This window comes from Pseudomonas sp. FG98, from assembly GCF_057808595.1.
The window spans coordinates 1-20355 of sequence record NZ_JBMDIJ010000095.1 but is presented as its reverse complement, the minus strand read 5'-3'; the positions used below and the strand labels follow the sequence as shown (position 1 = coordinate 20355).

At 61.4% G+C, this 20355-nt stretch carries 16 protein-coding genes and 2 pseudogenes; 12 read left to right on the top strand and 6 right to left on the bottom strand.

Going from position 1 to position 20355, the window contains the following annotated elements:
* Window positions 1-79: 79 nt before the first annotated feature.
* On the bottom strand, window positions 80-1399 hold the full coding sequence (locus ACODSK_RS28945; RefSeq protein WP_489021044.1) for a Na+/H+ antiporter family protein: 1320 nt from the start codon (window positions 1397-1399) through the stop codon (window positions 80-82).
* Window positions 1400-1671: 272 nt separating this feature from the next.
* Here ACODSK_RS28945 and ACODSK_RS28940 point away from each other — a divergent pair.
* A pseudogene (locus tag ACODSK_RS28940) lies at window positions 1672-2961 on the top strand (methyl-accepting chemotaxis protein); the annotation flags it as partial.
* A gap of 102 nt (window positions 2962-3063) precedes the next feature.
* Window positions 3064-3819 (top strand): methyl-accepting chemotaxis protein, encoded by a 756-nt coding sequence (locus ACODSK_RS28935; RefSeq protein ID WP_489021048.1) that lies wholly within the window; start codon window positions 3064-3066, stop codon window positions 3817-3819.
* A 326-nt stretch (window positions 3820-4145) separates the two neighbouring features.
* Here ACODSK_RS28935 and ACODSK_RS28930 read toward each other — a convergent pair whose 3' ends face one another.
* From ACODSK_RS28930 to ACODSK_RS28915, 4 genes are read right to left on the bottom strand one after another with little or no spacing between them, the layout of a single operon-like run.
* Entirely contained in the window at window positions 4146-5468 is a 1323-nt protein-coding gene (locus tag ACODSK_RS28930) for a sensor histidine kinase (RefSeq protein WP_489021043.1), read from the bottom strand.
* Window positions 5465-6133: a response regulator transcription factor gene (locus ACODSK_RS28925; RefSeq protein ID WP_489021041.1), complete on the bottom strand. Its 669-nt coding sequence runs from the start codon at window positions 6131-6133 to the stop codon at window positions 5465-5467. Before ACODSK_RS28925 ends, ACODSK_RS28930 begins: the two co-directional genes overlap by 4 nt.
* A complete protein-coding gene (locus ACODSK_RS28920; protein WP_489021039.1) occupies window positions 6133-6447 on the bottom strand; it encodes a PepSY domain-containing protein in 315 nt (104 codons plus the stop codon). The genes ACODSK_RS28925 and ACODSK_RS28920 overlap by 1 nt, the downstream gene beginning before the upstream one ends.
* Entirely contained in the window at window positions 6447-6755 is a 309-nt protein-coding gene (locus ACODSK_RS28915) for a PepSY domain-containing protein (protein WP_489021037.1), read from the bottom strand. The genes ACODSK_RS28920 and ACODSK_RS28915 overlap by 1 nt, the downstream gene beginning before the upstream one ends.
* Before the next feature lie 140 nt (window positions 6756-6895).
* Here ACODSK_RS28915 and ACODSK_RS28910 point away from each other — a divergent pair, with 140 nt between their 5' ends.
* The 10 genes from ACODSK_RS28910 (at window position 6896) to ACODSK_RS28865 (ending at window position 19856) form a co-directional block, all read left to right on the top strand.
* Window positions 6896-7978: a patatin-like phospholipase domain-containing protein gene (locus ACODSK_RS28910; RefSeq protein ID WP_489021036.1), complete on the top strand. Its 1083-nt coding sequence runs from the start codon at window positions 6896-6898 to the stop codon at window positions 7976-7978.
* 48 nt (window positions 7979-8026) lie between these two features.
* Window positions 8027-8383, top strand: coding sequence for a 6-carboxytetrahydropterin synthase QueD (gene queD, locus ACODSK_RS28905; protein WP_489021034.1), 357 nt, complete (start codon window positions 8027-8029; stop codon window positions 8381-8383).
* A gap of 368 nt (window positions 8384-8751) precedes the next feature.
* Window positions 8752-10866: a sulfatase-like hydrolase/transferase gene (locus ACODSK_RS28900; RefSeq protein WP_489021032.1), complete on the top strand. Its 2115-nt coding sequence runs from the start codon at window positions 8752-8754 to the stop codon at window positions 10864-10866.
* A gap of 57 nt (window positions 10867-10923) precedes the next feature.
* Window positions 10924-13983: a PEP-utilizing enzyme gene (locus ACODSK_RS28895; RefSeq protein WP_489021030.1), complete on the top strand. Its 3060-nt coding sequence runs from the start codon at window positions 10924-10926 to the stop codon at window positions 13981-13983.
* Window positions 13983-14630, top strand: a complete 648-nt coding sequence (locus ACODSK_RS28890) for a gamma-glutamyl-gamma-aminobutyrate hydrolase family protein (protein WP_489021029.1) — start codon at window positions 13983-13985, stop codon at window positions 14628-14630. Before ACODSK_RS28895 ends, ACODSK_RS28890 begins: the two co-directional genes overlap by 1 nt.
* Window positions 14621-15400 carry a phosphocholine cytidylyltransferase family protein gene (locus tag ACODSK_RS28885; protein ID WP_489021027.1) on the top strand — a complete coding sequence of 260 codons (780 nt, stop codon included), beginning with the start codon at window positions 14621-14623 and terminating at the stop codon, window positions 15398-15400. Before ACODSK_RS28890 ends, ACODSK_RS28885 begins: the two co-directional genes overlap by 10 nt.
* Window positions 15401-15402: 2 nt before the next feature.
* Entirely contained in the window at window positions 15403-16551 is a 1149-nt protein-coding gene (locus tag ACODSK_RS28880) for a CDP-glycerol glycerophosphotransferase family protein (RefSeq protein WP_489021046.1), read from the top strand.
* A gap of 11 nt (window positions 16552-16562) precedes the next feature.
* A complete protein-coding gene (locus ACODSK_RS28875; RefSeq protein ID WP_489021025.1) occupies window positions 16563-16790 on the top strand; it encodes a hypothetical protein in 228 nt (75 codons plus the stop codon).
* Window positions 16791-16919: 129 nt separating this feature from the next.
* A complete protein-coding gene (locus tag ACODSK_RS28870) occupies window positions 16920-18488 on the top strand; it encodes a YidC/Oxa1 family membrane protein insertase (RefSeq protein WP_489021024.1) in 1569 nt (522 codons plus the stop codon).
* Window positions 18489-18500: 12 nt separating this feature from the next.
* Entirely contained in the window at window positions 18501-19856 is a 1356-nt protein-coding gene (locus ACODSK_RS28865; protein WP_489021023.1) for a formyltransferase family protein, read from the top strand.
* Window positions 19857-19900: 44 nt separating this feature from the next.
* Here the strand turns inward: ACODSK_RS28865 and ACODSK_RS28860 are convergent.
* A pseudogene (locus ACODSK_RS28860) lies at window positions 19901-20284 on the bottom strand (IS481 family transposase); the annotation flags it as partial.
* Between the last annotated feature and the right edge of the window lie 71 nt (window positions 20285-20355).

Sequence of the window (20355 nt, the reverse complement as noted above, 5' to 3'; positions counted from 1 at the left end):
GGGTTGGGTCGAGCACAAATCCTGTGGGAGCCGGCGTTGCCGGCGATGAGGCCCTCAATCACACCATGCAGCCTCGGTACTACAACACCATCGCCGCCACCCACCCCGCCGCCAGCAGCGGCAGGTTGTAGTGGATGAAGGTCGGCACCACGGTGTCCCAGATATGGTGGTGCTGGCCATCCACGTTCAGTCCCGAGGTCGGCCCGAGGGTCGAGTCCGACGCGGGCGAGCCGGCATCCCCCAGCGCACCCGCCGTACCGACGATGCATACCGTGGCGATCGGATCGAAGCCCAGTTGCACGCACAGCGGCACGAAGATCGCCGCGAGGATCGGCACGGTGGAGAAGGACGAGCCGATGCCCATGGTCACCAGCAGGCCCACCAGCAACATCAGCAAGGCACCAACGCCCTTGCTGTGATCGATCCACAGCGCCGACGCCTCCACCAGGGTCTTCACCTCGCCGGTGGCTTTCATCACTTCGGCAAAGCCCGAGGCGGCGATCATGATGAAGCCGATCATCGCCATCATCTTCATGCCTTCGGTGAACAGGTCATCGGTGTCTTTCCAGCGGACGATGCCGGAGACCGAGAAGATCAGGAAACCGGCCAGGGCGCCGATGATCATCGAGTCGAGCCAGAGCTGGATGATGAAGGCCGCGGCGATCGCACAGCCGGCAACCAGCAGGGTCAGCGGGTTGTAGCTGACCGCCACCTGTTCGACCTGCTCGATCTTCTCCAGGTCATAGACACGCTTTTTGCGGTAGCTGAAGAACACCGCGATCAGCAAACCGGCGAGCATGCCGGCGGCCGGGATGGCCATGGCATGGGTGACGTTGACACCACTGATGTCGACGCCGCTGCGGGCCACGTTGGCCAGCAGGATCTCGTTGAGGAAGATGTTGCCGAAGCCCACCGGCAGGAACATGTACGGGGTGATCAGGCCGAAGGTGATGACGCAGGCCACCAGGCGGCGGTCGATCTGCAGGCGGGTCAGCACATAGAGCAGCGGCGGCACCAGCAGCGGGATGAAGGCGATATGGATCGGCAGGATGTTCTGCGAGGCAATCGCCACCACACCCAGCAGGCCGATCAGCAGCCATTTGACCCGCGCCCCCTGCCCTTCGCTCTGCCCGTGGAACATGGCCAGGGCGCGGTCGGCCAAGGCATGGGCCAGGCCGGACTTGGCGATCGCCACGGCGAATGCTCCGAGCAAGGCGTAGGACAGGGCCACTGTAGCCCCGCCACCCAGGCCGCCATTGAAGGCCTTGAGCGTGCCTTCGATGCCCAGGCCACCGACCAGGCCGCCCACCAGCGCACCGATGATCAGGGCGATCACCACATGCACGCGGGACAGGCTCAGCACCAACATGATGCCGACCGCGGCAATGACTGCATTCATTCTTTCCAACCTCTTGAAACGGCGAAATAGCACAGCGTCGGCGACAGATTTGCCCTTGGGCTCTGGCCGAATGACGGTATGTTTTTTTGGAAGGCGCACACTCTGAAGCAGCCCTTGCCCATTGTCAAAGAACGGCGCCCTAGACCGGTGCACGGGTCGCTTCGGTGAACGAAAACGGCGCATTTCAATTGAACGTTTGAATAAAGAACGCGCCCGCCAGGCCGATACAGGTCGGCAGTTTCTCTTTCTTCGGGTTCAAAGGATTTCGCCAAATGTCCCTCAGACAGCTTTCCATCCAATGGAAGATCACCTTGCTGGCCGGACTTTGCCTGGCCGGCATCGTCACCCTGCTGGTCGGTCTTTCGCTGTACCGCATGGAGCACACGACGGAGCTGGTCAAGGCCAGCAGCATGCAAATGCTCACCGAGGCGGCCGAGGGCCGCATCGAGTCCCAGGGCGAAGTCCAGGCGCTGACCATCCGCCGCCAGTTCATGGATGCCTACCAATATGGCGCCGGCTTCTCGCGCCAGGTGCTGTTCCTCCGTGAGCAGGCGGAAAAGCGCTTCCTCGATGCCTTCGACCTGCGCGAGGACATGACCCGCCAGGTGCGCTCGGCATTGCAGGCCAACCCGGACCTGCTCGGCCTGTCGCTGGTGTTCGAGCCCAATGCCCTGGACGGCAAGGACGAACTGTTCGTCAACCAGGACGCCCTCGGCAGCAACGAGACCGGCCGCTTCGCCCTGTACTGGTCGCAACCGACTCCCGGCCAACTGACCTCCATGGCCCTGCCGGAAAAGGACATGGCCGACACCAGCATCGGCCCGAGCGGCGAGCCGGCCAACACCTGGTCGGTGTGCCCGCGGACCACGCGCAAGACCTGCATCACCGAACCCTACTTCTATGAGATCGCCGGCCAACAGGTGCTGATGACCAGCATCGTGTTCCCGCTGATCGTCGCCGACAAGGTGATCGCCACCCTGTCCATCGACATCAACCTGAACAGCCTGCAGGCCCTGAGCAAGGACGCCAGCGCGCGGCTGTACGGCGGCCAGACGCGGATCGGCATCATCAGCCCGGCCGGCCTGCTCGCCGGCTACAGCCCGGATGCGAGCAAGCTGGCCCAGCGCTATGCCGAAATCGACAAGGCCAACGGCGCGCAACTGCTCGGCCTGCTCAGCGATGGCACGGCGCTGCACAGCATCCAGCACGAGGGACGCCTGAAGGTGCTCGCGTCGTTCTCGCCGACACCCGGCGCCAAGTCCTGGGGCGTGCTGCTGGATGTACCGGAAAGCGCCCTGATCGGCCCGGCCGAAGCGCTGAAGACAGAACTCGACCAGCGCAACACCAGCGGCGCCATGATCGAACTGGGCCTGGGCCTGCTGGCCGCCGTGGTCGGCCTGCTGCTGATCTGGCTGCTGGCCCGTGGCGTGACCCGGCCGATCCTCCACGTCGCCCATCGCCTGCGCGAGATCGCCAGTGGCGACGGCGACCTGACCAGCCGCCTGGCCTACAACAAGCAGGACGAACTGGGTGAGCTGGCCGGCTGGTTCAACCGCTTCCTCGACAAGCTGCAACCGACCATCGCCGAGGTGAAACGCTCGGTGCATTCGGCCCGGGATACCGCCGACAAGTCCTCGGCCATCGCCAGCCAGACCAGCGCCGGCATGGAGCAGCAGTACCGCCAGGTCGACCAGGTAGCCACCGCCTCCCACGAGATGAGCGCCACTGCCCACGATGTCGCCCGCAGCGCCGCCCAGGCAGCGCAGGCGGCGCGGGACGTGGACCAGGCGACTCGCCAGGGCCTGGCCGTGATCGGCCAGACCACCAACAGCATCGACGCGCTGGCGGCCAATATGAGCGCGGCCATGGGCCAGGTCGAAGGCCTGGCTGGCAATAGCGAGAAGATCGGTTCGGTGCTGGAAGTGATCCGCTCCATCGCCGAGCAGACCAACCTGCTGGCGCTCAACGCGGCCATCGAGGCAGCCCGCGCCGGCGAGGCCGGGCGCGGCTTTGCGGTGGTCGCCGACGAGGTGCGCAACCTGGCCCAGCGCACCCAGGAGTCGGTGGAGGAAACCCGCCACGTGATCGAGCAGTTGCAGGCCGGCACCCGCGAGGTGGTCGGCGCCATGGACAGCAGCCATCGTCAGGCCCAGGGCAGCGTCGAGCAGGTCGGTCAGGCGGTCACGGCGTTGCGCCAGATCGGCGACGCGGTCGCGGTGATCACTGACATGAACCTGCAGATCGCCAGTGCCGCCGAGGAGCAGAGCGCGGTGGCCGAGGAGATCAGCGGCAATGTCGCAACCATCCGCGATGTCACCGAATCGCTGTCGCACCAGGCCGAGGAATCGGCACGGGTCAGCCAGGCACTGAACAGCCTGGCCAACCAGCAGCAGCGGCTGATGGATCACTTCAAGGTGTGATTGGCCTCACGGTTTTTCTGGGGCTGCCTTGCAGCCCTTCGCGAGCAAGCTCGCTCCCACGATGAGCAGGGACTCCCCTTATCAGTGCATGGGTATCTACACATCTCTATCAGGTACAACACGGACCTTGTGGGAGCGGCTGTTAGCCGCGATTGGCCGCAAAGCCGTCGTAAAACCTAAGTCCCAGATCTGCCTGACACACCGAGGGCACCGGTTTTATGGCCGCTTCGCGCCCAATCGCGGCTAACAGCCGCTCCCACAAGGTCCGTGTTGCAGCTCGCCAAAGATGTGTAGATACCCATGCTTATCAGTGAGGAGCGAGCTTGTCAGCGTCCTGTCCTGCGCGGCAGTTCGATATGCACCCGCAGGCCACCCTGCGGGCTCTCGCGAAGCTCCATCCGGCCATGCCAGGCCTCGACGATATCCCGCACGATCCCCAGCCCCAGGCCATGACCGGCGACCTGTTCGTCCAGCCGGGCGCCGCGCTCCAGCACGCCCTGGCGTGCGGCTTCGGGAATCCCCGGTCCGTCATCGTCGACCCACAGTTGATAGCTGTCCGGGGCCTGGCGGATGCCCAGGCACACCTCGCTGTCGGCCCATTTGCAGGCGTTGTCCAGCAGGTTGCCGAGCAGTTCCAACAGGTCTTCGCGGTCCCAGGGCAGGGACAATCCGGGCGGTACTTCGTGGCGGATCAGCAGGCCGTCGCCGTGGATCATGCCCAGGGTCGAGAGCAGGCCCGGCAGTTCCTGGTCGCAGTCGAAATGCGCGCCGGGCAAGGCGTCGCCGGCCAGGCGGGCACGATTGAGTTCGCGGCTGAGGCGTTGCTGGATCTGTTCCAGTTGCTCGCGTAGCTGGGCGGCGAGCTCGGGGGAATCCTTCAAGCGCTCGCTGGCGGCCAGGCTGAGCAACACGGCGAGCGGGGTTTTCAGCGCGTGACCGAGGTTGCCGAGGGCGTTGCGCGAGCGGCGCAGGCTGTCTTCGGTGTGGGCCAGCAGGTGGTTGATCTGCGCGACCAGGGGCTCCAGTTCGCTCGGTACCTGGCTGTCCAGTTGCGTGCGCTGGCCTTGCTGCAACTGGGCGATCTGCTCGCGGGCGCGTTCCAGCGGGCGCAGCGAGCGCTTGACGATCAGGCGCTGCAGCACCAGCACCAGGATCAGCGCCAGCACGCCCAGGCCCAGGCCAATCTGCTGCAGGCGGCGGAAGGCATCGCGCATGGGCGTGTAGTCCTGGGCGACGCTGATGGAGATGGCCTGGCCCTGGCGCCGGTAATCGCTACGCAACACCAGCAATTGCTGGTCTTCCGGACCGAGTTCGAGGCCGTCGAGCAGGCCGGCGTTCTGCGGTGCCGGCAGCTCGGTATCCCAGAGCGAACGGGAACGCCAGGCCTTGTCGGCGAAATCGATGCGGAAGTAGTAACCGGAGAACTGCCGGTTGTAGGCGGCGGAGATCCGCCGCTGATCCAGTTCGAGGCCGCCCGGGCCCTGGACCAGGGCCATCAGCAAGTTCTCGCTTTCCTTGCGCAATCCGCTTTCCAGGTAACGGTGCAGGCCCACTTCGAACAGCCACAGGCTGACCTGGGCCAGGGCCAGGCCAACCACGACCAGGGTTCCGGCCAGGCCAAGGCTCAGACGTGACTGGATCGACCTCACTCCACCGCCCCGCCGAACCGATAGCCCTGCCCGCGATGGGTTTCGACCACCCCGCGGCCGAGCTTGCGCCGCAGGTGATTGACATGGACCTCCAGTACGTTGGAGTCACGCTCGGTTTCACCGTTGTAGAGGTGCTCGGCAAGGTGGCTCTTGGACAGGATCTGTTGCGGATGGAGCATGAAGTAGCGCAGCAGGCGGAACTCCGCGGCGGTCAGTTGCACATCCTCGCCACCGCGACTGACGCACTGTCGGCCTTCGTCCAGGTGCAGGCCGGCGGCTTCCAGGGTCGGCTGGTTGGCCAGCCCGCGGGCACGGCGCAATAGCGACTGGATGCGCAGTTGCAGCTCTTCGGGGTGGAACGGTTTGCTCAGGTAATCGTCGGCGCCGGCCTTGAGTCCTTCGATGCGGTCGGCCCAGGAGCCCCGCGCGGTAAGGATCAGGACCGGGGTGACCAGGCCGCCGGCGCGCCACTGCTGCAATACCTCCAGCCCCGGAATACCGGGCAGGCCGAGATCCAGCACGATCAGGTCATAGGGTTCGCTGGCCCCTTGGTACACCGCATCGCGGCCGTCGGCCAGCCAGTCCACGGCATAGCCCAGGCGCTGCAGGCTGGCGGTCAGTTCATCGGCCAGCGAGACGTTATCCTCGACCAGTAGCAGGCGCATCAATCATCTTCCTCGTCTTTGAGCAGGGTGCCGCTGGCGGCGTCGAGCTTGATTTCGCGCACCACGCCTTCCTGGGTGAGCAACTCGACTTCGTAGACGTAGATGTCGTCATCCTCTTCCAGTTCCGCTTCCAGCAACCGCGCCCCGGGATAGCGTCCCAGGGCGGCTTGCAGCAGCTGTTCGAGCGGCAGGATAACCCCGTCGCGACGCAGGACCAGGGCTTCGTCCTGGTCAAGGTCGCGGGCCACCGCCAGCGAGCAGACCGCCAGCAGCGCGAGCAGGGGCCAGCGGATGCTTAGGGCAAAACGCGGCATCAGTTATCCCGGGCGTTCTTGAGGATTTCGCCAGTCTTGGCATCCAGGTCGACATCCCACTCGACGTTCTGCGCATCACGCAGTTCGACCTTATAGATGTAGCGGCCGTATTCCTCTTCCAGTTCGCTGTCGGTGACGGTCGCACCGGCATGCTGGGCCAGGGCCTTTTGCTTCAGGGTATCGAGGGACTGGATCTGCTGACTCTGGACCAGCTTCACCACCTGGTCGGGCTGTACATCCTTGGCCAGGGCAACGTTGGCGCTCAGGGCCAGGGCAGCGGTAGCAAACAGGGCAGTAAGGGTTTTCATCGTGTTTCTCCATCGTGATCAATCGGGTACGGTGAGAAGTCTATCCAGCCGAACTTAATTGAAGCTGAAAACAGCTGGCGACATGATAGCGCGGTAGACCACGCTCTATACTCGTCGATCCACCCGCAGCGAGCCCCTTCATGACCGCGATGCACATCCCTTACCCCGCGCTGACCCTCAAGGCCGGCAAACGTGCCCTGGCGCGGATTCGCCGGCAAGGCCTGAGCGCTGCGGATGTCGGTGTGCTGCCTGGGGCTGCTGGCGGGCCGAAAGCCCTGGGTATTCAGGGCCTGGACCTGGCCCTGTTCGGCGAGTGGCTGCCCCGGGCACCACGGGAACGCGCATTGATCGGCGCGTCGATCGGCTCCTGGCGCTTCGCCAGTGCCTGCCTGCCGGACCCGGCTACGGCGATCCGCCGCCTGGGCGACCTGTATACCGCGCAGGATTTCGCCAAGGGGGTGACCCAGGCCGAGGTCAGCCGCAGTTGCCAGCGCATGCTCGACGACCTGCTCGAAGGCCGCGATGCCAGCATTCTCGACAACCCGCTGTACCGCCTGAACATCATGGTGGTGAAGAGCCATGGCCTGCTCGCCGATGATCATCGCGGGCGCCTGGGCCTCGGCCTGTCCTCGGTGATCGCCGACAACCTGATCGGCCGGCCACGGCTGTCGAAGCATTTCGAGCGGATCATTCTGCATGACGCCCGCAGCGCTCCGCCGCTGCACGCGCTGACCGACTTCCCGTCGCGCTGCCTGCCGTTGGCTCGCGACAACCTGCGCCATGCCTTGCTGGCGTCCGGCTCGATTCCCATGGTCATGGAAGGCGTGCGGGATATCCCGGGGGCCGGAGCCGGGACCTACCGCGACGGTGGCCTGCTGGATTACCACCTCGACCTGCCCTACAGCGGTGAGGACATCGTGCTGTATCCGCATTTCACCGACAAAGTGATCCCTGGCTGGTTCGACAAGGCCCTGCCATGGCGGCGTGGCGATGCCGATCGGCTGCAGGACGTGGTGCTGCTGGCCCCGTCACCGCAGTACCTGGCCCGCCTGCCCTACGGCAAGCTGCCGGACCGCAACGACTTCAAGCGTTTCATGGGCGACGCGGCGACACGCCAGCGCTATTGGCACACCGCGATGAGTGAAAGCCGGCGCCTGGGCGAGCAGTTTCTCGACCTGGTCGAGCGCGGCACGCTGGCCGACCATCTGCAACCGTTGCACTGACCTTGCTGGTAAACTGCGCGGCAGCATTGGTTCTTAGAGTTGAAAATTTTGGAAATCTTTAAAGAGTTTACCTTTGAGTCGGCGCACCGCTTGCCGAACGTCCCGGCCGGACACAAGTGCGGACGCCTGCACGGCCATTCGTTCAAGGTCGCCCTGCACCTGAGCGGCCCACTCGATCCACACACCGGCTGGATCCGTGACTTCGCCGAGATCAAGGCGATCTTCAAACCGCTCTACGATCAGCTCGACCATAACTATCTCAACGATATTCCCGGTCTGGAAAACCCGACCAGCGAAGTGATCGCCAAATGGATCTGGGATCAGGTCAAGCCTTTGCTGCCGGAGTTGAGTCAGGTTCGCATTCATGAAACCTGCACCAGCGGGTGCATCTATCAGGGCGAGTAACTCCGCTGTCTTTTGAAAAAACCACCGTAAGGTGGTTTTTTTATCTCTTCAGTAGTCGCCTCCAAAGCGCCACATGTAACTTTTTATTACAACCAAAGAAAACCTCTCTCAAAAACACTGAACTCAAACGTGCCGCATCCCACAGTGCACACCAAACCACAAGTAGAAAACGTGATGCAAATCACAATAAAGAGCATAAAGCCCTTTAGAATATTGACAGATAGCACCGGACCAAGATGGTGACAATGTGACCCAACGGTTCCATTTTCATAATGCTCTGATAGAATCCCGCAAAATTTTTTTACCATTCAAGGCCATGCCTCCAAGCATCGTGCCGAGACAAGCCTGCGCAGGAAGCCCGTAGCCCCGTGATCGCAATAAAAAACACCAGCCCGTTGTGCAAACGCGCAGTTCTTTCTCTGTGCGCCGCGTCCACGCTTTTTTTGTGGGTCCCTCTTTATGTTGTTTATCTGTCGATAAACGACATCAATTTCAACATTTTTGACTTCTTCGTCAGTTCTTCGCTGATCACCGCTGCGGCCAGCGTCGTTTTCTTTGTCTGTGCTTCGTTGCTCGCCTTGCTTCGGCTGAACTGGCTGGCTTCGCTGTTGCTGTACGGCATCCTGTTCTGGGCCGGTCTGGCTGGCTACATGCTGCCCCTGGTCCAGGAAGCCGGGATGGTCTCACCGGAAGACCTCGTCACCGATCCGCACAATCTTTACCTGGTCGCAGGTGGCTCGCTGCTACTTGCACTCCTGACCTTCACACGCCTGAAAGCCGCAACCCAGGTTTTCATGCTGATTCTTACGCTGACCACCGTAGGCGCCGCGCTGCCAGCGCTGCTCAACTCCAGCGCTTCGCTCAGCCACTTCACCCGTCTATCGTCCAGTGACAACGTACTGGTGCTGAGCTTCGATGGTCTCGCCAGCAACGTCGCCAAGCAGGTCCTCGAAGAAGACCCGGAACTGAAGCGCCAACTCAAGGACTTCACCTTCTACGACAACGCCATTTCTGCAGCCCCGGCGACCTGGGCGTCGATCCGCTCCGAGCTGTACGGAAACTTCAACTACAGGGCATTCACGGATAAACACGGTCTTTCACTGCGCCTTCCGCCGGATCGCCTCAACTCCGTGGACCGCGAACAGGCAAATGGTGCCGACGTCGTGACCTACGGTGCATACAGTACCTTTAACAACGTCCCCAGCAATCGCATCACACCGCTGACCCTGGGTGGTACCGACATCGTCGAACGCTCCATTACCGCACTGGACCTTTATCCTTACATCGCAGCACGAGTCGGCACGGCGGTGACAGCGCAGTTCATGAACGAGCAAATTCGCGACCTGGTGTCGACGAAATCCCTCAGTGCCAAAGGGCGTCGAGGCCTGGAGCATAAGGGCGCAAAATGGGATTCGCTCAACAGCCTGCACAGCGAAGATCTGATGATGTTCATGGACAACCTGCATGTGGCGGGTACACAGCGCAGCGTGCGCTATATGCACCTGCTGCATACCCATTTCCCGGTGGACCTGGATGAAAACTGCACCTATCGCAGTGCCGATGCGAAATGGTTCAAAGCCAACCAGAACTATCAAGGCGTGTTGAACGAAACCCGTTGCGCTATGCGGCAAACCGCCCAAGTGATCGAGAAGCTCAAGGCCATCGGGATCTACGACCAGACCCTGCTGGTGATCAAGAGCGACCACGGAGCGCCGGTTTCCTACATGAATGCGGCGCCTGACAACTACCAGATCAATAATCACCAGCTGTGGGGCTACAACCGCTATCGTCCGTTGATGATGATCAAGGCAAAGTCCCGGAACAGCGAGGCGCTGACCTACGATCACAGCCTCGCCAGCCTCAGCGACCTGGCCAGGACCCTTTGCCCGCCGGCGTCGGGCAAGGCCGTATGCGATGCCGTTCCGGGCCTGGACCTGCTGCATCCCGAGGCAAATGACAGCGCCACCCAGAGCGGGGTGTTCGTCGACTTCGTATATGATCAGAAGTCCGGCTTCTCGCCCCAGACCCACTTCACCGTCGAGGTGCCTCGCAACCCCGATCTCGTCGCGTCCCTGCAAGCAACCGGCAAGATTGTCCTCACCAACGAAGACGTCCTGTTCAACCAGCGCAAGGCCGACCTGAGCAAGATCAAGGCGGCACTGGAGGCCTATCGCAAGGCCAACGGCAAGTACCCGGTGAGCGAGAAATTCGATGGCCTCCACAGTACCTACGGCAAGGACAGCGCGGAATGGATTGTCGGCCTGGCCCCCAACTTCATCCCGAGCCTGCCCCTGGACCCGGCCCGTAGTGCCGAGAGAGTGCCTCAGTACCTCTATGCCTCCAATGGCAACGACTACAAGTTGATCGCCCACGGGGAGACACAATCCTGCGTGTACGCCAAGACCCAGAATCCGGAACTGCTCGACCCCGTTCGCGACTGCTGGGGCTTTGGCTACTGGACCGAAGCAGCACGCAACTGGTGATGGCATGAGCGCGGCGGCACAGGCTGCCGCGCCTACTGAAAGAATGGATACCCAACGATGCAGTCATCGGTAATTTTCCTCGGCGCCGGCCGCCCCTTCCAGGGCGATGAACACGCGGCGCTACGTAGCGCGTCCGGGCATACCCGGGTCATAGACTGGCTGATCCACGCGACCGAGGCGCTCAAGTCGAGCGTACACTTCGTGGGCGGCTACCGGCTGGAGTCGGTACGCGAGCGCTACCCTGATCTCCGCTACTGGGTGAACGACGATTGGCAGTCGACCCGTTCCGCCTACTCCTTCCTGCTGGTCGACCTTGCCAAGCACCACAACAGCCTGGTGTCCTACTCCGACGTACTGTTCCGTCGCAGCCTGGCCACTGCGCTGAGCGTGAGCAAGGCAGATGTCTGCGTTGCCGTCGACAGCCACTGGCGCACCCGCTACGCCGGACGGACCGGAGCGGACCTGCAGCGCTGCGAGAAGGTTTCGCTGCACAAGCAGATCATCACCCGCCTGGGCGCGGATATCCCTGACGCACTTGCCGCTGCGGAATTCGTCGGCTGCGTGCATTTCGGCCCGAAGGCGATCGCCTTCCTCTTGGAACACCAGGCAACCCTTCGCGAGCAGTTCCAACAGGGCAACCTGTCGGACCTCGTCGAAATGCTGCGTTGCCAAGGCATGCAAGTGGAAGCGATCGATGTCCAGGGCGACTGGGCGGAGCTGAACGAGCCACGGGACCTGGCCCACTTTGTCCTCGGGACCAAAGCACAGACCCTGAGGCGCCTGCGACGTATGGTCAAGTGCAGCCGCATCGAGGACCAGGTCAGCTTTACCGTGGCCGAATGGCTGGAAGACCCGCCGCGAGTGCTGTCCGGGATCCAGAGGCACTTCCCCGGACTCAACCTGGTGATCCGCAGCAGTGCCTTGTCGGAAGACGGTTTCAGCCACTCCAACGCCGGCGCTTATACCAGCCTTCTGAATATCGACGGTAGCAACCTGCAGACCCTGCAAACCGCCATCGAGCATGTGATCGCCTCCTATCCGGACAGCAATCCACGCAACCAGGTGCTGGTCCAGCCAATGCTCGAAGGCGTGATCGCCAGCGGCGTCGCCTTCACCCGCGGTCTTAGCAACGGCGCCCCCTACTATCTGGTCAACTACGACGATGTCAGCGGAAGCACCGAATCCATCACCAGCGGCACCAGCGACCAGCACAAGACCCTGGTGATGCGGCGCAACGCCGACGAGGCGAGCGTCAATATTCCGGACAACCTGGTGGCCCTGCTGCCGGCATTGCGGGAAATCGAATCCCTGCTGGGCTATGACTCGCTGGACGTGGAGTTCGCGATTACCCGCGACGCCGGTTTGCATATCCTCCAGGTACGACCGATCGCCGTGAACCACTCCAGGCGCGAAGGCAGTGATGCGGAGCTGTTCCGCCATCTCGATGCCGCCCGGGAGAACTTCGAAGCGCGGCAGGAACCGCCGCCTTTCGTCGTAGGCAAACGCGCCCTGTTCGGCATCATGCCGGACTGGAACCCCGCCGAGATCATCGGCACCAAGCCACAACCCCTTGCCGTCAGCCTGTATCGGCACCTGATCATGGATGAAACCTGGGCGACCCAACGGGCCGAATATGGTTATCGAGATGTACGTCCGTCGCCACTGCTGATCGACTTTGCCGGCCATCCTTATGTGGATATCCGCGCCAGTTTCAACTCGTTCATTCCCGCCTGCCTGGACGAGGCCCTGGCTACCCGCCTGGCCGACTTCTACCTCGCCTGGCTGGAGCGTCACCCGTGGCTGCACGATAAGGTCGAGTTCGACGTGGTACCGACCTGCTTTGCCCTGGACTTCGAGCGTTGGCGTCAGCGCCTCGGCGAAGAAGGTGGATTCACCAGCGCCGAGATCGACCAACTGCGCGACGGGCTACGCGAGATCAGCGCGAACGCGATACTGCGCAACGCCGCTGACCTGGCACAGATCGAGAAACTGGAGCGGCGCTTCGAGCAACTGCGCGGGCGATCGATGCCGCCCCTGGAGAAAATCCGCGCCCTGCTTTTCGACTGCCGCAAATATGGCACCCTGCCCTTCGCCCATCTGGCACGCAGCGCCTTCGTCGCGGTCACACTGCTGCGCTCGGCGGTCAGCAGTGGCGTGCTGAGCGAGGCGGAAATGGAGGACTTCTTCGGCTCCATTCGCACCGTCAGCCACATGCTCACCCACGATGCGGAAAGCTGTGCCCGCGGTGAGCTGGACTGGGAGGCTTTCGTCGACAAATACGGACACCTGCGCCCGGGCACATACGACATCAACTCCCCAAGTTATCGCGCCGATCCCGAGCGCTACCTCAGGCCGATCATCGATAGCGTGGGCACACAGCCGCCTGCTGCTGCAGGCGAGGTACCGGGAAGCCTCTGGCAACAGGCTCGTCCACGCTTTGTCGCGGCACTTGCCGAGGCCGGAATCAGCCAGGATGCCGACACCCTGGAGCAGTTCCTGAGGCAGGCCATCGAGGGACGCGAGTACGCCAAGTTCGCCTTTACCCGCAACCTCTCACTGGCACTCGACGAACTGATCGACTGGGCCGAACCGCTGGGCATTCCTCGCGAAAAGCTGGCCTACCTGCACATCGACGCCATTCTCGCCTTGCGCAACGACACGCCTGAAGCCGCTTCGCCCGCTGACTATCTGCGCGAGGCCGGTCGTCGCAACCGGGCGCTGCATCAGCAGTTGCAAACCATCGAGCTGCCCCCACTGCTGTGCTCCAGCGAAGACTTGAACGTCTTCCTGTATCCCGCAACGCAGCCCAACTTTGTCGGTGCGGCCCAGATCCGGGCGAACTGTGTCGACCTAAACGAAGGCGATGACGAGCAGGACCTGACCGGCAAGATCGCCCTGATTCCACAGGCCGATCCGGGTTATGACTGGCTGTTCGGCCGCCAGATCGCCGGATTGATCACCATGTATGGCGGCGCCAATTCGCATATGGCGATCCGTGCCGCCGAATTCGGCCTGCCGGCAGCGCTCGGCGTCGGCGAAACCCAGTACCGGGCGCTGGCGCTTGCCAGGGTTCTGGAGCTGGACGCCGGCAACCGGATCATCCGAGTGATCCAATGATGCGTGTCGCCATTACTCAACGGGTGGAGCAGATTGCCGGCCATGGCGAACTGCGCGATTGCCTGGACCAGCGCTGGGCGGCACTGCTGGAAGAGCTGGGTATCGACCTTGTGGCGGTGCCCAACGGCCTGGCGCAGCCACAGGACTGGCTGGAGCGGCAGCAGGTGGCGGGGCTGATCCTCAGCGGCGGCAACGATCTCTCTCACCTGCCCGGTGCCAGCAATGCCTCCATGGCGCGCGACCGAACCGAGCAAGCCCTGCTGACCCTGGCGCGCAGTCGCCAGCTTCCGGTGCTGGCCGTGTGCCGAGGCATGCAGATGCTCAATCATTTTCTTGGCGGCGGCCTGCGACCGGTCAGCGGGCATGTCGGTTGCATGCATGCGGTATCGGCGATTGGCACAGACGAACTGTTCGCCGCCTATAGCGAGGTCAACAGCTTCCATAACTGGGGTATCGCCAGGGTCGACCTGGCACCCGGGCTGCTGGCCAGGGTCCAGGCGGACGACGGCAGCGTCGAAGCTGCCGTTCACGAAACACTGCCATGGACCGGCGTCATGTGGCATCCGGAGCGCCCCTCTGCCAATGCGGAGCAGGACGCCACCCTTATTCGTCATCTTTTTTCCAGCAAGGACACACCATGCGCGTAATCATCCTGGCAGCCGGACAAGGCACGCGTCTGCGCCCCTATACCGACGAGCGCCCCAAGTGCCTTGTTGAACTCCAGGGCCGTGCCCTGCTGCATCGGCAAATGGACGTCCTGCGCGCCAAGGGTCTCGCCGACATCACCTTGATTGGCGGCTATCGCGCCGACTGCCTGCAGGACCAGGGCGCTGAGCTGGTGCTCAATCCACGCTTCGCCGAAACCAATATGGTTAGCACCCTGTTCTGTGCAGAAGAGCGGATGGTCGATGGAGAAGACCTGCTGATCGCCTATGGCGACATCATCTACCAGCCATCCGTACTGGACAGCCTGCTGGAGACCGATGCACCGCTGGCGATCTCGATCGATCGGCAGTGGCGCCGTTTCTGGGAGATCCGCATGGACAACCCCTTGGCCGATGCCGAAACCCTCAAGCTGGATGCCGACGGTCATATTCTGGAACTGGGCAAAAAGCCGAAGGACTACAGCGAAGTCCAGGGCCAGTACATGGGGCTGATCAAGGTTCGCGGCGATCATGTCGCGGCGTTCCGCCAGGCCTGGCACCAGATGGACCGTCATGTGCTGCGCGATGGCAAGGACTTCGACAATATGTACATGACCACCTTCCTGCAAAGCCTGATCGACAGTGGCTGGAAAGCCCGCGCCGCGTTCACCGACAACGGCTGGCTGGAGGTGGACACGGTCGAGGACCTGGATCAGTACCATGAGATGCTTGGCAACGGACAGCTGGATTCCTTCATCCGGCTCGGGGTGTGAAGATGTTTGCCGGGTTGCGCAGGCTGCGGCAGGAATGGCAGGGCCTCCAGGCATTCAAGCGTGTGCCTCGGGAACAGCGCCAGATCGTTTTCTACTCCGAGGGGAAGGGGTACTGGTCCTGGTTCGAGCCGGTATTCAGGTCACTGCAGCGTCTTCACGACCTGCCGGTGCTCTATGTGACCTCCGCGTCTGACGACCCGCTGCTGCTCGATCCGCCGGAGGGCATGCGCGCCTTCTATGTCGGCGAGGGCAGCATGCGCACGCTGTTCTTTTCCACCCTGGACGTCGATGTTCTGTTGATGACCATGCCGGACTTGCAGAGCTTCCACATCAAGCGTTCGCCCTTCCCTGTGCATTACGCCTACCTGCATCACTCCATCGTCAGCACCCACATGATCTACCGGGCCGAGGCCTTCGATCATTTCGACTCCATCCTCTGCGTGGGGCCGCATCATGTCGAAGAGACCCGGGCTCGCGAGCAGGCGCTTGGTCTGTCGCCGAAAACCCTGGTGGAACATGGCTATGGACGACTCGACCGCATTCTCGAACAAGGCAACGCCGGCCCGCTGCCACGCGCAGATGCACCGATCCAGGTCCTGGTTGCACCGACCTGGGGAGCGAACGGCCTGATCGAACAACACGGTATCGATGCAGTAAAGCCGCTGATCGATGCCGGCCTGCGCGTGATCTTGCGCCCTCACCCGCGAACCCGGAAGTTCGCGGGGCCGACGCTGGATGAGATTGCCCGGCACTACCGGGACGAACCGCGCTTCCGGATGGATGAAGACAGCGATGGCACCGCCTCGTTGCAGAGCTCGGACATCATGCTCAGCGACTGGTCAGGCGCAGCGCTTGAATTTGCCTTCGGCCTTGAGCGTCCGGTGATTTTCGCCGATGTGCCGCGCAAGGTGCTGAACCCCGACTATGCACAATTGGATATCGAACCGATCGAAGTGCAGGTTCGGGAACAGTTAGGCGTCGTGGTTGCCGTCGATCGGCTGGAAACGCTCGGCGAGGTTGCCCAGGCAATGGCCGATGATTCGGAAAAATGGCAGGCATCGTTACGCGAAGCTCGCCAACGCTGGATTTTCAACACCGGTAAAAGCGGCGATAAGGCTGCTGAGTATCTGAAAACACTGAGAAATCAATAAGGAGCTTTCTCATGCAAAAAAACAAGTTTTCCCTGATTGCCCTGCTGTGCCTGGTGTTCCTGCCAATCAACGCATTCGCCTACCTTGATCCGGGTACCGGCAGCGCCATGTTGCAAGGCATCCTCGGCGCCCTGGCGGCCGTCGCCATGGTTCTCAAGCTGTACTGGCATCGCTTGCTGCGCCTGCTGGGGCTGCGCAAGGACGTCGTCAAAAAAGAAGAACACAGCAACAAGAAGTGATCGGATTGGCCGGATTGCCAATTCGTTGCACCTTTTTCATCTAAAGGACTATCCCTTCACGGCATGGATGCCGGTTGCTCCTCCATCCGCCAGTTCAGCAGAATGCTGACCTCAGCAGAAAATCCCCTTATGTCCACATTCAAGAGCGCATCTCAAATCCGCTGGCTTGGCTGGCTTTTCATTCTGTTCCTATACATGACAGGCGCATCGGCGGCTCCTGTCGCCAGTCTCGGCAACTCCAGCCTAAACCTGCAGTTCAACCTGAAGGACGCCAGCATCCAGCATTGGCGACTGCCTCACCTGCACGACTCGGCAGGCCAGGAACAGGACATGGCGGTCCCTGGCGAGGGCCTTTTCATTCTGAACGGCCAACTGGCCGGCAAGGATCTGCGGGAATGGGAAACCTTGGCCGGTGGCTGGAAGGTGCGCAGCCAGACAGCTGATACCCTGGTCATGGTTCTGGAACATCCTGAGCAGCCCTTCACCCTGACTAAAACCTGGCACCTGCAAGCGCACGACTGGCGCTCGGACCTCGATGTAGCAGTGCACCTTGAGAGCGCCGCCGTACGCGCGGACAACCGCCTTGAACTGCACATCGGCCCCGGAATCGGCGAATCGCCCGCCCAGGGGCTGGGCATGGGGCAAAGCATCTACTCATTTACTGAACTGGTTTACCAGAATGCCGATGGCGTCAGCACCCAGCGCTTGGGTGATGTACAGGAGTTCTCATCCAAGGACGCACCTGGAACCCAGTGGCTGGGACTGCAGAGCCGTTATCTGGCATTGATCCTGAGCGCAACCAACGACAACGCTTTAGCCTCGACCTGGCAAGCAAGCGTTCCGCAATTACCGGCGGAGCAAGCTGCACTAGCCCCCTTCCTGACCTCTGTGAGCATTCAGTTACCGGTCGGCGATAGCACCGCACCGCAGAATTTCCAGTGGAGCGTGTTTGGTGGCGGAAAGGCCTATCAGGCACTGACCAGTGCCACTCCCGATCTCGGTGGCTTGCTGTTTTCCAGCCTGTGGAACTGGATGCGCGGATTAAGCCTGGGAATCATGCATGCGCTGGAGTTCATTCAGCAGATCGTTGGCAGTTGGGGCGTGTCGATCATTCTGCTGGCATTTCTGATTCGCCTGGTCATGTACCCGATGGCGAAGAAAACCATCTCGGCGCAGAAAAAATTCGCTGCCATCCAGGCGCGGATCCAGCCCGAGCTGCAGGAAATTCGCAAGAACTACAAGGGAGGAGAACAAAGCGAGCGCATTCTCCAGCTCTATGAGAGTCATCAGGTCAGCCCACTGGCGGGCTTGAAACCGTTGCTTATCGTATTGGTCCAGGTGCCAGTATTCGTCGCCCTGTTCCACCTGCTGGGCCAGACCTTCGAACTGCGCGATGCGTCTTTCCTGTGGATCCGGACCCTGGCAGAACCTGACCAGCTCTTCCCTCTCGGCGTCGACCTGCCACTGTTCGGCGCCTATTTCAACCTGCTGCCGGTACTGATGGCATTCACCACGCTGCTGAGCATAAAACTGGCCTCGGTACCTGACGGCCAGTCAGCGACACGCCAAGCGATATCTTCAGGGATCATGGGACTCGGTTTCTTTGTGCTGTTCTATTCGTTCCCGTCGGGAATGGTCCTGTACTGGACCGTTGCCAACATTCTGCAAGTCGCCCACCAAAAAATTGCCAAAGGTTGAAGGACCGCGAGAATGATCGAAGGATATATCAGTCAATACCTGTCCTTGCAGACAGCGGCACCGTTGCCGAACGTCCACTTCGACACTGCGGCAAGGGTCATTGACTGCGCCCGGCAACCCGAGTGGCGTGACACCGACTTCGAATTGCTGGCCTTTCTGTGCAAGCGTATCGAGATCTCCCGCTGCCTATATGACAGCTACCTGCCCAGCGGGGGCAGAGCCAGCAGCAACGTATTGAGCACCGTGCCATCTACCCTGGCACTTCTGTTACTACTGAAAGATATGGCGCGCCTGCTCCAGGCACAGCGCACAGCCGAGGCCGCCAAGCGTCTCAACGCGGCACTCAAGCTGCGGGACTCATTGGGGGCGGCTCTGGACAAGGGCCTGCTGGATCTAGTGCAAGACTCCATCGATGGTTTCTTCAATAGCTACAGTTACCCAAATCCTCCGGCCGCTACGGTCCTGGCCCCATCTGCCAAGGCCGTGACCGAAAAGACACTTGCAATCACTGTGTTGTTCTGGGAAGGCCCTATCGCCCGCGCCTATCTGGCAACCCTCAAAGGCATGGGACTTAAGCCGGAGAAGATCATTCAATTGGTCTCCGCAAAAGACCTTTCAAGTAAAAAACCGGTGGGCCGCTTCCTGCCTGGGGCGTTGCGCATCGCTTATGCACAGTCCCGACAGCGCAATAGTATTCACCACTGGTCGGGGGTACTTCAGCGCAGTGAAACAGCACTGTACCGATGCGTGAGAAGTGAAATCGAAAGTGGCTTCGATATACCAGCAGAAGTGATCGATGACGCGCTGGCCTTGCGTGATCTGAGCGAATACTCGGCGAACGTTGAACAGTTGCTGGTGGATGATTTGAATGACGAGCGACTGCATAAGCGGCTTGCGTCATTACCAGAAAGCCAGGTGCTATTTACCGGCGGTGGTATCGTGCCCAGAAAGCTGTTGGAGCTTCCGCATCTGAAGTTCATCCACGTGCATCCAGGCTTCTTGCCGGAAGTGCGAGGCGCCGATTGCGCGCTGTGGTCGCAACTTATGAAGGGCTGCACGTCGGCGACCTGCTTCTACATGGCTCCGGGTATAGATGACGGTGACGTTATCCATCCTGCCTGGCTACCAGCATTGAGGTTCCGAATCGATACCAGCAGCACCCAGCCAAAGTCGCTGTATAGGGCGATCTACGCGTTCTTCGATCCTTGGGTCCGGGCTACAGTGTTACGACAGGCGATTTCCATCACCAATGGCTTTGCCGAGATCAGTGCACAACCTCAAGTTGAAGAGAACAGCATCACCTATCACTTCATGCATGAACGCATTCAGGACGCCGCATTCGAAGCACTATTCGAAAAGGCTTGCTAATGGATCGACCGCGGGGCCTTCGGGCCCCGTTTTTTTTGCATGTACTATTTAAGGTGGGCATGTGTGCGGAGACATGGTGGACACAAGCCAGGCTTGTTCACATCGATAGTTCGAAAGCGCTGATTGTAGAAATAGCGTTCAAATAGGCCCTCGCCGTCGGGCCTGGGACGTTCGCAATGAACTGCTCCACCAAGCCTTTCGCGGCGCTGAAATAGCGTTTTTTGAAGCGAAAACGACCGGGATACATCCTGGCTAATACGTCGCCAGGACCATATTCGAGCTCGGTCAGTTGCTGTGGGTAAGACCAGGGGCTGCCACGATACCTGTCCATCAGAACCTGATACTCCAAAGCCTGATGTGAACGCTGGCTTATCAAATGCTGACTGAGCTTCCACAAGCATCGAAAACTGCCGTCCATCAAGCACTTCCAGCAGCTCAAGGCGCGTGCGCCTTCTCATCCCGCTTGAGCGCCGGCTTGCGCATCAGCAGGTCACATTCG

Excerpts from the sequence above, each read along its gene's own strand:
- ACODSK_RS28945 (WP_489021044.1), bottom strand. The coding sequence starts at position 1,399 with ATGAATGCAGTCATTGCCGCGGTCGGCATCATGTTGGTGCTGAGCCTG.
- ACODSK_RS28935 (WP_489021048.1), top strand. The coding sequence starts at position 3,064 with ATGGAGCAGCAGTACCGCCAGGTCGACCAGGTAGCCACCGCCTCCCAC.
- ACODSK_RS28925 (WP_489021041.1), bottom strand. The coding sequence starts at position 6,133 with ATGCGCCTGCTACTGGTCGAGGATAACGTCTCGCTGGCCGATGAACTG.
- ACODSK_RS28920 (WP_489021039.1), bottom strand. The coding sequence starts at position 6,447 with ATGCCGCGTTTTGCCCTAAGCATCCGCTGGCCCCTGCTCGCGCTGCTG.
- ACODSK_RS28915 (WP_489021037.1), bottom strand. The coding sequence starts at position 6,755 with ATGAAAACCCTTACTGCCCTGTTTGCTACCGCTGCCCTGGCCCTGAGC.
- ACODSK_RS28910 (WP_489021036.1), top strand. The coding sequence starts at position 6,896 with ATGACCGCGATGCACATCCCTTACCCCGCGCTGACCCTCAAGGCCGGC.
- ACODSK_RS28895 (WP_489021030.1), top strand. The coding sequence starts at position 10,924 with ATGCAGTCATCGGTAATTTTCCTCGGCGCCGGCCGCCCCTTCCAGGGC.
- ACODSK_RS28890 (WP_489021029.1), top strand. The coding sequence starts at position 13,983 with ATGCGTGTCGCCATTACTCAACGGGTGGAGCAGATTGCCGGCCATGGC.
- ACODSK_RS28885 (WP_489021027.1), top strand. The coding sequence starts at position 14,621 with ATGCGCGTAATCATCCTGGCAGCCGGACAAGGCACGCGTCTGCGCCCC.
- ACODSK_RS28880 (WP_489021046.1), top strand. The coding sequence starts at position 15,403 with ATGTTTGCCGGGTTGCGCAGGCTGCGGCAGGAATGGCAGGGCCTCCAG.
- ACODSK_RS28875 (WP_489021025.1), top strand. The coding sequence starts at position 16,563 with ATGCAAAAAAACAAGTTTTCCCTGATTGCCCTGCTGTGCCTGGTGTTC.
- ACODSK_RS28870 (WP_489021024.1), top strand. The coding sequence starts at position 16,920 with ATGTCCACATTCAAGAGCGCATCTCAAATCCGCTGGCTTGGCTGGCTT.
- ACODSK_RS28865 (WP_489021023.1), top strand. The coding sequence starts at position 18,501 with ATGATCGAAGGATATATCAGTCAATACCTGTCCTTGCAGACAGCGGCA.